The following is a 14,836-nucleotide window of genomic DNA, read 5'->3' as shown; positions in this document are numbered from 1 at the left end:
CCCGAAGCCAGTCCCACCCCTTCCACCCCTCCAGACCTCAATTTTGGCTATCAATTAGTAGGGGTTTTAGAATCTGGGCCAAATTCCGTGGCACTGTTTAAGATTGAAAATACCACCCAACGGTATGGAGTCGGTGAAGTCATCGGAGAAAGTGGGTGGACTTTAGTCACCGTCGAAAATCAAAGTGCCGTCATTCGGCGCAATGGCGAAGTTCGTTCGGTGGTGGTGGGACAAGACTTTTAAAGGTATTTTTTGGGCTTGTTCAATGATGAATTCAAAACAACAAAACTATGGGTTTATTTGATGATGTTAATCGGTTTTTAGAGCAACGTCTTGATGAGTTTTTAAAAAATAATCCTCATCTAGAGTTGCAAGCCCTTGAAGAACAATTGCGGGAACAAGAGGAAGATACCTTACGCCTTATTGCCGACTTACAGCGACAGCAAGAGACCTTACAACAGGAAATTCTCAACATTGCTGAAGACATTAAACGGTGGCATAGTCGCATCCAAAAAGCCCAAGCTGCGGGGGAACACAGGTTAGCCGAAGCCGCCCAAGAACGAGAAGCGGCCTTGTTGCGGCAAGGCAACCAAAAATGGGGCCAGATGGAGGGGACAAAGCAAAATATCGAGCAGGCCAAGCAACTCTATAAGCAAACGCAACAAAAGCGCAAGGAAGTGCAAGCCAAGGCCGCAACGGCCAGAACTCAAACGGCCCAACAAAAGGCAACATCAAGTTATACATCGGGATGGAATCAAGCCTCCTCCTATCAACGTCCCCAACCGGGAGTTGATCCCTTAGAGGATAAGTTTCGTAAGTGGGAAATGGATGACGAGTTGGAACAGATGAAGCGAGATATGGGGAATTGACATCCTCCCTATATCATGTTTAGGGGCGATGAATCCCCCTTCTGCTCGTTTTCATCCCACTCGTGGGAAGGGGTGGGCTTTCAACTTCGTTTTTTGGTAAGCTCTAAAGGGCTTAGAATAAACTGAACAAATCCAACCAGCAGAATCAAAATCACTGCATCCGATCAATGGTGCGGTATTGAATGGCCTCGGCAATGTGAGGAGACTTGATCTGCTCTGCTCCCGCTAAATCGGCAATAGTCCGCGCCACCTTTAAAATCCGATCCATCGCCCGGGCGGATAAACCTAACTTACGAATCGCCGTTTCTAAAAGCGTGCGACTGGTTTGATCCAACTGGCAAAACTGACGCAGATCACGGCTCGTCATCTCTGCATTACAGTGAATCTGGGGGGTGTTTCGGAAACGATGGAGGGTGCGATCGCGCGCACTCTCCACCCGCCCCCGCACCGCCTGGGACTTCTCTCCCGTCGCCTGTTGCGTCATCTCCTCCGGTTTCAAACGATTCACCGCCACCTGTAAATCAATGCGATCCATCAACGGGCCCGACAACTTCGCCCAATACTGCTCCCGTTGTCGAGGCGTACAAGTACATTGTTGCAGCGAATCCCCATAATACCCACAAGGACAAGGATTGGTACTCGCCACCAACGTAAACTGAGCCGGAAACACCACCGATTGGCGCGTCCGAGAAATACTCACAAAGCCATCCTCCAAGGGTTGGCGGAGAAACTCCAACACATTGCGCTTAAACTCCGTCAACTCATCCAAAAACAAAATCCCCCGATGGGCCAAAGAAATCTCCCCCGGTTTAGGAATACTCCCACCTCCCACCAACGACGGGCCCGAAGCCGAATGATGAGGACTACGAAACGGACGCGCCTTAATCAACGTCCCCCGATCCTTCAAAAACCCCGCCACCGAATGAATTTGTGACACCTCCAACGCCTCCGAAAACGACAGCATCGGCAAAATCCCCGGCAGCCGCCGCGCCAACATCGTTTTCCCACTCCCCGGCGGCCCCACAAAAATCAAATTATGCCCCCCCGCCGCCGCAATCTCCAACGCCCGCCGAGCATGATTTTGCCCCTTCACATCGCAGAGATCGGGGATATGTGCAAACGATTGGGCTAACTCCGCCTTCGCATCAAAGGCCACAGGTTGAAATTGTTGCGGTTGATTAAGAAAACTCGCCACCTGAGATAAATGCTTAAACCCATACACCGCCAACCCCTCCACCACCGCCGCTTCTGCCGCATTATCCTCTGGCACAACTAACCCCGTAATCCCCAACCGTTTCGCCGTCGCCGCAATAGGAAGAATCCCCGCAATGGGGCGCAAACTGCCATCTAGAGACACTTCCCCCAAAAACATATAATCCCCCAACATCTGGGCATCCACTTGCTCAGAAGCCGCCAGAACCCCCACACTAATGGGTAAATCAAAACTGGGGCCCTCTTTGCGTAAATCTGCCGGAGTTAAATTCAGCACAATTTTCCGCATGGGGAAAGCAAACCCGGCATTTTTGATGGCCGCTTTCACCCGTTCACGGGATTCTTGCACGGCAGTATCCGGTAAACCCACCAAAATAATTTTCGGCAGTCCTCCCGATACATCCACCTCTACCCCAACTTTTACTGCGTCAATTCCGACGATAGATGCACTCCAGACGCGAGCGAGCATTGTTCTTTTTGGACAACGACGTTCCTATTTTAGAGCAGTTTGGCAAGATGGGGAAGTAAAAATGTGACAAGGGCATGAAAACCACTGTCACTCCTCAATCCTATCAACTTAGTAGTGGGAACATCTTGCTCGCTAAAAGTCCCAATAACGACTGAATATTTACTGAATTTTAATTGTCTCTTTACTCACTAAACCCGTTAAAAACGGGTTTAAGCTATAAGCCTTGGGTTTAAACCCAAGGTTAATTAAGGGAAAATTACCTGAATCTTTACTTGAAGGTTTATTAGGGTTACTTTGAAATAGTGAAATAAGGACAGAAATTAAGGATTATTTTAATCAATTTCAATCATCATTTTTACCTGCTCTTCTGTAGCTTTACCATCTAAAAGATTTTGAAAACATTCATTTAAATTTAAAGCAGTTCCACCCAAATTAGCTTTTTTTGAATAAATAGGCTTATCTTTCAACTGCTTACATAACTCTTTGGCTAAATGATAATCCTCTGAACCAATTTTGACAAAATCCTTATCGATCTCCCGAAAAGTTATAAGATAAATTAAAGCAAATAAAGCATCTTGTAAATACTTATCATCGGAAGTTTGGAGAGAGTTTTTTATTAATAAGTGAAAATGTCTTTGATAATCTAGGCAGTTTCGATCATCTTGGAAATTAAGATACCACATTAAAATACGAGCATATCCCCACATATAATCTGAATTAAGATAACATTGAAAATTGGGTTGATCAAAGTTATTAAAATATTGCTTCTTTTTATCTGAAGAAGATGACATTCTCGCTAAATTTTGCCAGTAAGTTTGAGAAGATAATAAGTTTATTTCCTGATTGTCAAAGAAAAAAGTTAGATCACTTGAATGTGTTAAAGCATAACTTTTTCCTAATAAAAGAAAAAGGCCATCAAGATATGAATTGATTTTCTTGTTTTTAAACAATTGAAGTTTAATTTTTTTGTCGTTAGTTAACTTATCGTTTATCCTGAGTTGTCGATTACTTTTTTCTTGAATTTGCTGAAATAATTGAATGATGTCTTGAGTTACTGAACCTAAAGAATAAGACGATGGTTGTAGTATCATAAATTGATCAGATTTTTTAATAGTTAGAACTTTTCTCACTTCTGTCCTGTATTCATTAATTTTTTCTAAATTTTTTAAAGTTATTGAGTGACTTTCTAATACTTGTTTAAGAAACTGAGAAAGTTGCTTTAAACTCTGCACAAACTCTTTTTTTAATGGGTTTTGCGGGTCTTGTAGTTTTTCTAAAACTTCTTGAGATTTCTTGGTTCTAAATTCTTGAATCGTTTGGATAGGAATAAACCCTAGTTGTTGTTCTACTTTATCTACCAAACTAGAATTTAAAATTCGATTCTTTTGGTCTAAAACTTCTAATTTTGGCATTAAACCGGGTTGTAACCGGAAGCGAATTTTAATATCTAAGTTAGGGGTTTCTTCAAAATAAGGGTTTTCTATTTTATAAATTTGTTCGATTTCTTCTTCCTGAAAAGGTTCACCATTGATGGTAAATGGAAGTTCAACAAAAGAGGTACTGATGGAGAAGGTTTCTTGGAGTTGCTGTTGAGAATCTCGATATTGAGCATAGAGGACTTTTTCTTGTTCTCCTTCGTAGCAAATTTCTGAAGGAAGACTAATTTCTATGGTTTGGTTATTTCGCTTGACAAAAAAGCTAATTTGGTCTAAATGTTGTCCATACAAAGGAAAGGAATTTTTTTGTTTGTGTTGCCAAATTTTGGGGAATTCGTTGTGAGATATTTGGGGTAAGAGCAAATTATTTAAATGTTGCTTAATTCTGGGGAAATTATTATAGGGACTGAGGAAAACAAAGTTATAATGACTATATTGATAAGCGATCTGGTTAAGTTGGTCTAGGGGTAAGTTTTTTTCAGTAATTTGCTGAATTTCTTGCAGTGTTAAGGGGCAAGTATAAAAGGTATTATCGAGTTTTATGATTAAGGAAAAGGTTTGATGGTTATAGTGTTGGGGAATATAATTAAAGAAGTTGATATTTTTTAAATAATCGGCAACAGTTTTAGGACTTGCTTCTAGAGAAATTTTGCTTCTGATTAAGTTAGCCAAATCAAAGCATATTTTATCATAAATTACTTCATAAGAGAGGGATAAATTTAACTCTAAATTGTTGATATTTCTGAGGTCAATAATGGGGATAAGATAGGGTGCATGGGGACGAGCTTCAAAGGTGAGCGGAATAATTTGTGGTGGGGTAAAACAGTTGAGATTATAAATAACAAGGGGTTTTTCAGATTGAGCTAATTCTTGGAGTTGTGAGGCATACTTCCAATAGTAATAAACATTGGTGAAAAGATAGCGAGATTGTAAGGAGCGCAGTGCAAATGTATTAGATTCTCGAACAATGAAAATTTGCTCATTTTGCTCATCCTCTAATGTTAATCCTAATGGGGACTTAGGAAGGGGTTGATGACGGGGAGTAAGTTGGTTGGGTTGTTGAGACAGAATGACGGGAAAGGGGGAAATTTTTTGCTCACTATAACGTTTACAAAAGTCTTGGTAGGCAAGAGGTAAAACATTCTTTTTGGAGGGCGGAGTGAGCGTTTTAGCGTCCTCTCTAAACAAGGCCGCATATTGATAACAGTTGAGATAGGATTCTAGGTTAATGAGTTGAGTCATGGTGTTTTAATGAAGTTGATGCAAGTTGTGTTTAATGTTTTGAATGGTTTGAGGGTTGGTGATTTTTAAGGTTAAGTCAATTGAAGACCGATGACTAAAGGCCAAATCTTGGGAACTGAGATAAGCAACTTTATCTCCAATAATGGTTATTTTGCCATGAAGATAAGGAATTCTGTTAGCCTGCAAGGGACTATTGTTCCATTGTCCATAAAAAATTTGGGTCGGAAGATTTTTTAACAAGTTAATTTGCTGAGGAGTGGGATTCAAATTACGGGTATAAATCCAGATTTCTCCTTGGGGATGATGGCTAAACTCTTGTAAGGATTGGGTTAAGTCTTTAGAATATTCAAACCCATTGAGAAATCCTGCGTCAGTAGAAAGATGTCGTGCTTGAAAGTTTAAACTTTTGCTTTGGAATCCTGTTCCGGTGGAGGTGGGGATAAATTGTGCTTTGGCTTTCTTGTGCCATAATTGTTGAAAGAAGTTCAGTAAGTATTGATGTTCTGGGGTATTTTGCCAGAATATTCCGGCTTCTGGGTTACGGTTTAAACTGCCTCCAGTGAGGTTACAAGACCCCAAATAGGCGGTTTTTTCGCTGAGATAAGTTTTGAGGTGGATGTCCCCACTGCGAAAGGGAATATTGGCTTTAAGGAGCGATCGCAAACATTCTTTCTTATGACGATCAGAATTCAAATACTCCGGTTCAACCTCCCTGACGGCCTCATAATACGCATCCACCCGATCTTGCACCTCACTATTAAAATTCGTCAAAATCCAAACTGGAATCTCCCTTGCTTTCCGAGCAATGGCCGCAACAATTCCCTCATCTTCAAGACGATAACTACAAATCAACAGAAACTGCTCTGCATCCTCAATTAATCCCTGTAACCGTTCCTGATGCACCCCTCTCCCCAAACATAATTCTTGACTGGGGGGGATATCCGACAGAGGAGACAAAGAGGGAATCTGCTCCCAAGATGGCAGAGAATCGGGAGTTACTTGTCGATAACTCTGCACGAGCGATCGCGCTTCCTCAGACAGAGTAAACTGTTCATGGGTTAACCCCTGTAATGCCTCTTGTAACAGTCCTGGCAGTTCCTCAGCCCGCAACCAAGCGGTACAATGATAATCTGGGAGAGGAACGGCAAATTCTTCGGGGTTGGGACTAGATAACGCTTGTTGGAGAACCTCTAGAGGATGCTCTGTTAATAACCCTTGTACTGCATTTTTGGCCTGTTCATAAATCGGGAAAAGCGGATCAGTTGTGGCCAGTTGCTCCAAGACAGTCAACCGATAAATCCCCGAACAAGAATTACTCATGGGATGGGGAATTTGTGGGTCATCCTCCTCTAAAGGAATGGGGTCTAAATCTGGACTGGTAAATTGATAGTGAGACGGGGAAGGAGAGGGAGGAGAGTCTTTACGGGGGGAGAGGTGGGTATTGGTGAGTAAGGGGGACTCTCCCTGCTGCTGTTGGATGAGATGGGGTACAGTCTGGGAGGGTAAAAAAGACAGGCCAAAGGATTGTTGCACCCGTTGCAACTGGTAACAATTCATCCCAGTAGCGGTTCGGTGAATTTCTGCAAGTAAGGTGTCTAAAGAGGTGTGGGGACGCTGCTTTCCCTCTGCATCCAGACGTTCATATTGTCCCGTGATTTCGTAAATAATTTTCATGGTTTTTCCTCCTCTAAGACAATTTCGCGCATTTCAGAAAAGACTTGCTTATTCCAGAGGGGAGCAAATACAGACTGTCTCCCTTGCTGACTATCGCCAAAAATCCCAATACGCTCCCGCGCACGGGTTAAACTAGAACACAGTTCTCCCCAGGTGGGTTGATAGTCTTGATTAATAATCCACAAGGTTTGGCATTCTTGGCCGTACCATTCCTCACTGGTTCTAATATCTAGGGTGGGGAAACGAGTTTGCAAGCGAGTTTGCAAGGCCGTAGAAAAAGTCAACAGAGAGGGGGTTTCCTCCTCCTGGGGGAGCAGTGTTTCTAAGGTGGTTTCTAACTGCTCGTGACTGACGATATGATGCCAAATTAAACGGGGAGAGACAGAGAAAGATGTATGCAGGAGGGGAGTATAGGGACGACGTTCGTATAACAAGGGAAAGAGAGAATTGGCTAACTCTGGATGTAAACGATAATTGTCCTCTAATTCCAGTCGATAAGCGGGAAATATGCGGTTAAAAATTTGACTAAAGGGGGTTTTCGGGTCGGCCACTTCTCCCAAGAGGACTAATTTTCGGGCTGAGGCCGCAATGGTTTTTAATTGGTGGGGGGTTAGGTGGTGACTGTCTGCAACGATGACTAAATCAAAGGTACGACGAGCAAAGCGGGACAGTTGTTGGGGGAGACACAGATGGGGGATTTTGGCGGTATTTAGGGTGGTGTCGGCGAGGGTGGTTATGGCATGATCGGAGAGGGTGGCGTAGGCTTCGCTCAAGCGTTCTCGTTGTGCGAGTAGGGGTTGGTTTTGTCGGAGTTTGAAGGAGAGGAGTTGCTGACGGGGGGGACTGAGTTCGGGAAATTCTGCTTCAATAGCAGCGAGAAGGGAGTTTTGGTCTTCTGACTGGAGTAAATTGAGCCAATAGTGACGCTTTCCTTGCACCCGTTGATCTTCAAATATTGCATCTCGGAATTGATGCAGGGGTAAAAAGGTTAAGGAGGCCGGGGTTAGTTGCTGTTGTAGCCAGGTTTTGACTCTTTCACGGGGTTCAGCGTTGGGGGTGGAGGAGTCGCTGAGGGTGAGGGGGGGTAAGGAGAGGGGAGCTTGTGTATAACGATGGAGACGGGAGGGAGAGGGGGTAATGACTAAGCTGGAACGGTGTTGCGCGATCGCAGTTTCTAGAGCCGCCAAGGCAATTTCCGTTTTACCACTTCCCGGTAGTCCAGCGATCGCAGCAATAGGACTATTACTCAAGGCTAATTCTAACCCTTGGCGTTGTTGGGGTCGAAAGGGAAAGGACGTGGTGGCAGTGGGTAAGTTTAAGTCGGTACGCGGTAAGACTCCCCCATATTGTCCCTCTAGTAAGTCGGTAATAGCGTTTAAGGGTAAATTCATCCCAACCCCCCCCCTAAGCGTTGACAAATGGTTTCAGACAAGAGACGCACTCCGGTATCTAAGTCTTCTTTAATGGGGTGAGGAAGGTGCAAGAGTCGCTGCTCGTCGGGGGTGGGGTCATCTGTGTCATACAAATAGAGATAAATGGCGTGAGTATTTGAGGGATAATTCTCCAACCCGTTAATAATGTCTGCTGTGGGTTTATACCAAAAGACCCAAATTGGCCAAGTTTCCGCTTTTGGGGAGTCGGTTTGATTCCAATGTTGCAGACTAATATGTAGTTGAAAGTCCCCTTGAGTTGGGTTAGGACTATCTTGAAGGGTGAATGTTAAAATCGCGGTTTGTAATATACAGTGAATGGTGATGGAATGGTTGGGAAACTCAGTTAAATAACACCCATAATCGGGGCTATCTTTAACGGGAGTTTGGGCGAGGGGTTCGACATAACTTCCGTCTAGATTGAGTAAGGCTGCTGTAAATAAAAGAATACCAACATCAACCAGTAAACGCTGACGAAATCCCCAGAGTTTCTCTTTTTCGGTTCGGCGTTTTAAATAGTCTAAATAGGCTTGATAAAAACTCCGATAAATCGGGTTTTGTTGGAGGACATAATTGGGTTTTACGGTGAAGGTGTGGCGATGGGGAATGGTTTGTACAGTAGGCTCTTGGCGAAAGCGATTAATCGTGTTTTCGAGGGCTTTTGCTTCGGGATAATGGTCTCGATAATCGTGGCAATCGAGGTGGAGTAATTCACAAAATCCTTTTAAAAAACGGTTTTCTGGGGTGTTATAATTTTGATAGCGTTTTACGCCCATTAATTCTTGTCTTGATCCGGCTTTTTCTAGGGCATTTCGACCCGGACGACGGATATAGTCTCGTAAACAATAAGCGTCCATTTCTTGAATTCGTCCCAAGGGAATTAATTCGCGGGTTCGGTTCATTTGGGTGCGGAGCTTGGAAGTAATTAATTCTAATTTATGGCGAAGTTCATAATGACGCTCTAAGGTTAAGACGAGGGGAAGACGCGCTTCGTCTTGGCTCACTTGACAAAACGCATCGGGTATGGTAATGAAATTACACGCCTTTTTGGGGTAAGCATTGAGATAGAAGTTGAATAAACCAACGAATAAGGAAATGGTTTCTGCGGTCATGCGATCGCAAGCCTTCCCTAATTCCTCTTGTAAGCGTTGAGCCGTTTTTTCATCATTCGTAATTTGGGTTTCATCGAGGACTTCATCCGCTAATTCTAAATGGAGTCCCCCCCAAGACTCAATCTCTAAACTAATGTGTTGAATGAGACGAGAATGGGTTTCCCAGTCGGAAACTTGCACCCAAGGAAATCCCACTTCATAAAGGCTTTCAGTCCGCTTCACTAAAAAGCCGTAAGGGGTGAGTAATTTCTCTCCCTTTTCTAGTTCCAGAAAGGGGCGATCTTTTCCCTGTAACTGAACCGTCATATCCGGATGACAGGACAGGGGTTGACGATGAATATAGTCCGCTAAAGTTCGATAAATAAGCATAACCTTGAGTGAAGGAAGACTTAGGGAATCTTGACTTAACTGTTATAAACCATTCCTTTCCATTGGAATTGTCCGTATTGTCCTTGACGCGCTTGCTCAAAGGCTTTATTTAAGGCTTCATCGCCTAACTCTGCAATTAAACTGTGCATCTTGTCTAAGGCTTCTCGCACGGTCGCATCTTCAACCATAACTCCCCGTAATTTGGGTAAAAGTTTCTGTCCAAATTGATCTGCAACCGCTTGTTTTAAAATCTGCTCATCTTGCTCTGCTTGAGGATAATTAATCACATATTTCGTAATGGCTTGATACACACGATGAGCAAAAGGACGGCCTAACATTTCCATAATCTCATTGGCGCGATTTACATAGTCTTTAATTTGTTGTGTCGCCGCATCTTGTTCGGTCGGATTTTTAATCCATTTTTCAAAGGTTTCCCAAGTTAAATAGACTGGAGGAAAAGAGAAATTTTGCTGTTTTTCTCCCCGTAGTTTCAATTCTTCAGGCCGGCCAAAGGTTAAAACATTGGCACGATCTAAGACTTTATCAGAAAGAGATTGAGTGGTTTCATCCTCATTCATTGTCCCCACAAAGAGAAACTCTTTGGGAATTATCACTTTACGCTGTTCTTCATTCAGTTTTAAACTTCCTACTTCTAATTCTAAATAAGTGGCTTTATTTCGTCTTGATTCTAATTTTGAAAGAAAGTCACTAAAGTAATATTCCACCCGCGCTAAATTCATTTCATCAAGGAGGACTAACACCATTCGGCCTTGCAATTGAGGATTATGGTGATGTTGATAGAGATAGCGCATCAATTCGGTGGGTTTATATTTCTTTTCAATATAATTATAAAACCCCTGTAAATCTTGGGGAGAGTCCCAACGAGGTTGTACCGGAAGCATCACCAAGGGTGCGCCAATATATTCTGCATAGGCTTGAGGAAGTTCGCTTTTTCCTGTGCCGCTAATTCCTGCTAAAATGACTAATGCGGAAATGTCTTGCACTTTTAAAGAGGTATGAAAGGCATTGACAATCCGTTCTGGGAAATCAAGTCCTTTCGCTTGTAAGTAATTTTTAAATCCTTGTAAGAAGTCTGCTTCACTGTCTCCAGTGCGTTTTTTCTCTTTGGAGATTCGTATGTCAACGTCGGTTGTTAATGATTGAAGAGCTTGTTTAGAACTATTTTCAATTTCTTGTATTTCTTCTTTAGCTAGTTTAATTTTTTGTTCTAAGTCTCTGAGTTTGTTCTTTTTAGTTTGAAGGTCTTGCTCTTTAAGTAAACATTCTGATTCTAATTGCACCTGTTTATTTTCTAAATCTTTAAATTCTCCTTTTTTACTGCGTAATTCTGCCTCTAGGTTACTAATTTCTTCCCTTAAACGGTTGACATCTTGCACTTTCGCTCCGTGGTTTTGAATGTCGGCTAAAATGCGATCGCGCTCTTGCTCTAACCTTGGCACTTCTGCCTTTAACGCTTGCTGATCCTGCTCTAGTTTGTTCAACTCCTCCTTCAGTTTATCGTAAGTATTTCGGACTATTTCTAACTCTAGGGTTTGCTGATGAAGCGTTTGTCTTTTTTCCTCTAACTCCTTGACAATTTTCTCTTTATGAGTTAATTCAACCGTAACTTCTTTTAACCGTTGTTGTTTCGCTTCTCGCTCCTCAATTTCAGCTTTGAGCGCTTCTAATTCCCCTTGTCTTTCGTTAACTTGTGTCGTCAGAGTGGTAATTTCCCGTTGTCGTTCCTCTAATCCTACCGTTTCCTGATGAAGCGTTTGTCTTTTTTCCTCTAACTCCTTGACTGTGTTCTCTTTATGAGTTAACTCAACCGTAACTTCTTTTAACCGTTCTTGTTTCGCTTCTCGTTCCTGAATTTCAGCTTTGAGCGCTTCTAATTCCCCTTGTCTTTCGTTAACTTGTGTCGTCAGAGTGGTAATGTCCCGTTGACGTGCCTCTAATTCTTCTAAATTAGGCATTTCTTGTTTAATCTGAGCCGTTCTTTGCTTCAAGTCATCCGCTTCTTCAGACAAACTCTCAATTTCCTGGGCAATAAGCTCCCGTTTGCGCTGTAATTGTTGTAACTCCGTATTTTCCCCTAAGAGTTGTTTGTGGTGATTATTGACTTGGAGGAGTTGCTCATTTTCCACTTCCAGTAATCGGTTTTGCTGACTCACCTGCTGTATCACTAACGCACCTGACGCATACCCACTCACTCCAGTCGCCAAGGCAGCAATTCCCGCTTGAAGTTTTGTCCCTCCTGATGCGATCGCAATTCCCCCAACAACAATTCCCCCAGCAATTGCCGGAACGTAAGAAAACATCGGATTTGCATGACTTCGCGCCATAGGATTTATTCACCTTCGATACCGCAAAATAATTAATTGAGCCATTGGGAACATAGAGAAAACAGCCTAGAATCCTCAGTTTGCTCCTCAAACTCTGCACTCTAATCTCTAAATTAACCCAAAATAGATAATCAGCTTTCAATATAACAAAAAATTTATTTTTTTTGAATTCTCTAGCTTGGTGAGATCAGATAGCATCTCTTTTCCATAATTCTACTGAATACCAAGAGATCAATTTAACATCATTTTTAGTGAAATTGAATTATCTTATACTTTACGCATTTTGTTACATTTCTTTATAAATCCGAAATGAGTCCATCAAACTCAATTCTTAACTCTGTAAGACCAAAATGGACTAGAATTAGCCAGTTTAAGGAAGACAGAATTCAGTCCAAGAATCTCTCACCTGTGAGGAAGCGTCCATTAACCCCCTCAGAGTCAGTGCATCCCCTTCTCCACCGTCTTCCCCAAACCACCTAGCAAAACTCCCCTAGAATGCGTCACAATAACGAGAGACACCACCTTGTAACGAAATTATGGCCAGAGACTTACGGGGATTTATTCAACTCCTCGAAAACCGGGGACAACTACGACGTATCCAAACCCAAGTTGACCCAGACTTGGAAATTGCCGAAATTGCCAACCGGATGCTGCAAGTGGGCGGGCCGGGGTTATTATTTGAGAATGTGAAAGGGTCAGACTTTCCCGTGGCCGTGAACTTGATGGGAACAGTGGAACGGATATGCTGGGCCATGAACCGGGAAACCCCCCAAGAGTTAGAGGAGTTGGGGAAGAAGTTGGGGACATTGCAACAACCCAAACCCCCCAAAAAACTCTCCCAAGCGGTGGACTTTGGTAAGTTACTGTTTGATGTGGTGAAAGCGAAACCCGGACGGGATTTTTTCCCACCCTGTCAACAGGTGGTCATCGAGGAGGAGGAGTTAGATTTAACAAAATTACCCCTCATTCGGCCTTATCCTCACGATGCGGGGAAAATTATTACCCTAGGATTAGTCATCACCAAGGACGTTGAAACCAAGACTCCTAATGTAGGGGTGTATCGTCTCCAATTACAGTCTAAAACTACCATGACCGTCCATTGGTTGTCCGTGCGTGGGGGAGCGAGACATTTACGGAAAGCGGCAGAAGCAGGGAAAAAATTAGAAATTGCGATCGCGCTTGGCGTTGACCCTCTCATCATTATGGCCGCCGCCACCCCCATCCCCGTGGACCTCTCCGAATGGCTCTTTGCCGGACTCTACGGCGGTTCAGGCGTTCCCTTAGCCCAATGTAAAACCCTCGACTTACAAGTCCCCGCAGACTCCGAATTTGTCCTAGAAGGGACCATCACCCCAGGAGAAATGTTACCCGACGGGCCCTTCGGCGACCACATGGGATATTACGGAGGAGTCGAAGATTCTCCCCTCATTCGCTTCCACTGTATGACCCATCGCCAAGACCCCATTTATCTGACAACCTTTAGCGGTCGGCCCCCCAAAGAAGAAGCAATGATGGCCATTGCCCTCAACCGCATCTATACCCCCATTCTCCGCCAACAAGTCTCCGAAATTACCGACTTCTTCCTCCCCATGGAAGCATTAAGCTATAAAGCGGCCATCCTCTCCATTGATAAAGCCTATCCCGGCCAAGCCAAACGCGCCGCTTTAGCCTTTTGGAGTGCCTTACCCCAATTCACTTATACCAAATTTGTCATTGTTGTGGACAAAGACATTAATATTCGGGACCCCCGACAAGTAGTTTGGGCCATTAGTTCCAAAGTTGACCCCTCCCGTGATGTCTTTATTTTGCCCAATACCCCCTTTGATAGTCTTGATTTTGCCAGTGAAAAGATTGGCTTAGGCGGAAGAATGGGCATTGATGCAACCACGAAAATTCCCCCAGAAACCAATCACGACTGGGGAGAAGTCTTAGACTCAGACCCAGAAATTGCCTCTGTGGTGGATAAACGCTGGGCAGAATACGGGTTAAATGATATTGACATGACTCAAGTTGACCCCAATTTATTTGGTTATGAAATTAACCATTAAGGGGTTAACTCCAAAGACACAAAGAACACAAAGATAGAGGAGAGAAAAGCGGATTTCATATCAACCCGTTTTCAACGGGTTTCAGCTATTAGCCTTGGGTTTAAACCCAAGGCTACTATTATTTATCTAAAACCACTCTAACTGGGCTTCTTCCTTGGTATTGGTGTGACGGGAAGGGGTTTCTCGACTGAAACGCATATGAATGGCTCGCGTCTGTTCCCCATCTGCGGCAACGGCCATGATGGGATAGTCTAACACCCCATCTTGGAAGGAAATTTGAAAACGGAATGTTCCATCAGGATTCAGTTTAATGGGTTGTCCTCCGACTGTCACTTTCGCATCGGGTTCAGTTGCTCCATAGACAATTAATTCTGCATCAGCAACTAACCAGAATTGGCGAGGACGAATGGGGGGAGCAGAAGCAGAGAAACCAACCCCAGACATTCCATAACCTGACATGGTGCGTTCTCCGAGTCCATAACCGGACATCATACCCACTCCGGACATCATGCCAGCACCGGACATCATACCAGCACCGGACATGGTGGTTTCTCCCATTCCATAACCGGACATCATGCCAGCACCGGACATCATACCCACTCCGGACATCATACCAGCACCGGACATGGT

The 14,836-nt window shown here is 43.6% G+C and carries 8 protein-coding genes and 2 pseudogenes; 3 read left to right on the top strand and 7 right to left on the bottom strand.

What is annotated here, in order from left to right; translation table 11 throughout:
• Both PN462_RS03980 and PN462_RS03975 read left to right on the top strand, forming a co-directional pair.
• A pseudogene (locus PN462_RS03980) lies at window positions 1–243 on the top strand (hypothetical protein); the annotation flags it as partial.
• Between the two features lie 47 nt (window positions 244–290).
• Complete coding sequence (locus PN462_RS03975) at window positions 291–869, top strand: TIGR04376 family protein (protein WP_272126674.1); 579 nt, start codon at window positions 291–293, stop codon at window positions 867–869.
• Between the two features lie 151 nt (window positions 870–1,020).
• Here the strand turns inward: PN462_RS03975 and PN462_RS03970 are convergent, their stop codons facing one another.
• The 6 genes from PN462_RS03970 to PN462_RS03945 form a co-directional block, all read right to left on the bottom strand.
• A complete protein-coding gene (locus PN462_RS03970; RefSeq protein ID WP_272126672.1) occupies window positions 1,021–2,550 on the bottom strand; it encodes a YifB family Mg chelatase-like AAA ATPase in 1,530 nt (509 codons plus the stop codon).
• Between the two features lie 332 nt (window positions 2,551–2,882).
• Window positions 2,883–5,228: a hypothetical protein gene (locus tag PN462_RS03965; RefSeq protein WP_272126671.1), complete on the bottom strand. Its 2,346-nt coding sequence runs from the start codon at window positions 5,226–5,228 to the stop codon at window positions 2,883–2,885.
• A 6-nt stretch (window positions 5,229–5,234) separates the two neighbouring features.
• Window positions 5,235–6,902 carry a phospholipase D family protein gene (locus PN462_RS03960; protein ID WP_272126670.1) on the bottom strand — a complete coding sequence of 556 codons (1,668 nt, stop codon included), beginning with the start codon at window positions 6,900–6,902 and terminating at the stop codon, window positions 5,235–5,237.
• Window positions 6,899–8,293, bottom strand: coding sequence for a hypothetical protein (locus PN462_RS03955; RefSeq protein ID WP_272126668.1), 1,395 nt, complete (start codon window positions 8,291–8,293; stop codon window positions 6,899–6,901). The genes PN462_RS03960 and PN462_RS03955 overlap by 4 nt, the downstream gene beginning before the upstream one ends.
• Window positions 8,290–9,813, bottom strand: coding sequence for a DUF2357 domain-containing protein (locus PN462_RS03950; protein ID WP_272126667.1), 1,524 nt, complete (start codon window positions 9,811–9,813; stop codon window positions 8,290–8,292). The genes PN462_RS03955 and PN462_RS03950 overlap by 4 nt, the downstream gene beginning before the upstream one ends.
• Window positions 9,814–9,848: 35 nt before the next feature.
• A complete protein-coding gene (locus tag PN462_RS03945; RefSeq protein ID WP_272126666.1) occupies window positions 9,849–12,158 on the bottom strand; it encodes an AAA family ATPase in 2,310 nt (769 codons plus the stop codon).
• Window positions 12,159–12,694: 536 nt separating this feature from the next.
• Between PN462_RS03945 and PN462_RS03940 the strand changes: the two genes are divergently transcribed.
• On the top strand, window positions 12,695–14,206 hold the full coding sequence (locus tag PN462_RS03940; protein WP_272126665.1) for a UbiD family decarboxylase: 1,512 nt from the start codon (window positions 12,695–12,697) through the stop codon (window positions 14,204–14,206).
• A gap of 126 nt (window positions 14,207–14,332) precedes the next feature.
• Here PN462_RS03940 and PN462_RS03935 read toward each other — a convergent pair.
• Window positions 14,333–14,836 (bottom strand): annotated as a pseudogene (locus tag PN462_RS03935) (DUF4912 domain-containing protein); the annotation flags it as partial.

Origin of the sequence: Spirulina sp. CS-785/01 (assembly GCF_028330525.1) — a bacterium.
Lineage (GTDB): Bacteria > Cyanobacteriota > Cyanobacteriia > Cyanobacteriales > Spirulinaceae > JAQMSD01.
This window is presented reverse-complemented; position numbering and strand designations above follow the sequence as displayed.